We start from the raw sequence: 1732 nt of genomic DNA on the forward strand, positions 1-1732 counted from the left end.
TATAACACTGGATGAAGCATATGCTAAAATTGAGCCGATTGTAGAAGCGAAAGAAGAAAATACAATTGTTGCGAAAGTTCAAAACGATGAGCAATTGAAAAAAGCTCAAGATCGTGTTGCAAAATTAAAAGAGTTAAGTTTTAAATTAAAATCTCCAAACGGTTTATCTGAATTAGAAAATGAACCGGCATACAAAAGAAGAAATATTAATTTAGATTCTACTCCTCATTCTTCTGAATCACAAGTATCCCGTTATACTTTGTCAGAAAACGAAGATAAAAAAGTGGAGATCAAACCAAATAACTCTTTTTTACACGATAACGTTGACTAAACAATAGATTTTGTCTAGTCCTGAAATAATGATACAGGATTAATAATAAACAAATTTACAATTTAGACAGTAGTAAGCATACTCTTACTACTGTTTTTTTTTATTTTATATGTTCTCATTTTTATTTGATTTTGTTGGTGCATCTTCATTGGTGTAAGCATAAAATTAGAATAGTGAGGTCTTTGATTGTTATAAATTTCAATAGATTCTTTAACAGTTAACTGTATTATATTTAAATCCTGAAAGTGCTTATCAATCATAAATTCTTGCTTTAAAATTCCATTTATGCGCTCTGCAACAGCATTCTCATAAGGATCTGAGTTTTGCGTCATGCTGCATAAAACGTTGTTTTTATTTAATATTTTTTGATAATCATCCGCACAATATTGCAAACCTCTATCAGAATGATGGATAAGAGATAATTGTTTATTTCTACGCTTGCTTATTGCCATTTTTAATGCTTTTACACTGCTTTCAGTATTCAAATTATCTGCAACATGGTATCCCATTATCTGTTTCGAATAAGCATCTGTCACTAAACTTAAGTAACAAGGCTTTTCTCTTTTTCCTATATATGTTATGTCTGATACCCACACTTGTTCTGGTCTGTTTATTTCTAAATCCTGAATAAGATTGCAATGTTTTCTAAATCGATGATGGGAGTTAGTGGTCACATGATAACTTCGTTTGGGTTCTATCAATAGATGATTACTCCTGAGTATATCAAAAAATTTATCTCGTCCGGTTTTCATTGTTTGTAATCTCTCTGACAAAATATAATACATCTTTCTTGTGCCTATTCTAGGCATTTGCTTTCTTATGTCATTTACCAAGGAAATAACTTCTTTAGCTTTTTCTTGTTTAACATTTTTCCTTTTGATACTTCTGTAATAAACCTGTCTGTCTACCCCGAGCAATTCACAGGTGAATTTTATCGTTTGCTTTTGTTCTTCTTTGAACTGGACGATTGTTCGGGTGATGAGTTTTTTCGTATATCGATATTATACTCTTTTTCAGCCAGGTTTATCATCATGTCAAAAAGAATGACCTTTTTGTCTGCTACAGAAGCCTGTTGCTCAAGAAATGTCTTTTGTTTTTCTAAAAGCTTTATCTGTGCTTCAAGCTCCATGATTTTCTGTTCAGGTGTTTTAGGCATATGTGATGGTGTTTGATTTTCCCAATCAAATTTACCATATTTCCTTAACCACGATACAATTGTTGAACGTGCTTGTATGCCATATTTTCGAGTGGCACTAGTGGTACTTAACTCTCCTCGTTCTATTTCTTGAACGATTTGTAGTTTTAAAGACATGCTGTAATCACACTGGCTTCGCTTTACATAATTTACTCTTTCTTCCATAACGATGTTTTTTTATGTATCGCTATTTCAGGACGGGACAT

The 1732-nt window shown here is 32.0% G+C and carries 2 protein-coding genes and 1 pseudogene; 1 reads left to right on the forward strand and 2 read right to left on the reverse strand.

What is annotated here, in order from left to right:
- Positions 1 to 331: pseudogene (locus tag ACHZDT_RS02840) on the forward strand (cell division protein FtsZ); the annotation flags it as partial.
- 62 nt (positions 332 to 393) lie between these two features.
- Here the strand turns inward: ACHZDT_RS02840 and ACHZDT_RS02845 are convergent.
- Together ACHZDT_RS02845 and ACHZDT_RS02850 are read right to left on the reverse strand one after the other, a co-directional pair.
- Positions 394 to 1248, reverse strand: coding sequence for an IS3 family transposase (locus tag ACHZDT_RS02845; RefSeq protein WP_394773151.1), 855 nt, complete (start codon positions 1246 to 1248; stop codon positions 394 to 396).
- A gap of 14 nt (positions 1249 to 1262) precedes the next feature.
- Complete coding sequence (locus ACHZDT_RS02850; protein ID WP_394773152.1) at positions 1263 to 1691, reverse strand: transposase; 429 nt, start codon at positions 1689 to 1691, stop codon at positions 1263 to 1265.
- Between the last annotated feature and the right edge of the window lie 41 nt (positions 1692 to 1732).

The sequence above is a fragment of the Flavobacterium sp. genome (assembly GCF_043722275.1).
Taxonomy (GTDB): domain Bacteria; phylum Bacteroidota; class Bacteroidia; order Flavobacteriales; family Flavobacteriaceae; genus Flavobacterium.

Excerpts from the sequence above, each read along its gene's own strand:
- ACHZDT_RS02850 (WP_394773152.1), bottom strand. The coding sequence starts at position 1,691 with ATGGAAGAAAGAGTAAATTATGTAAAGCGAAGCCAGTGTGATTACAGC.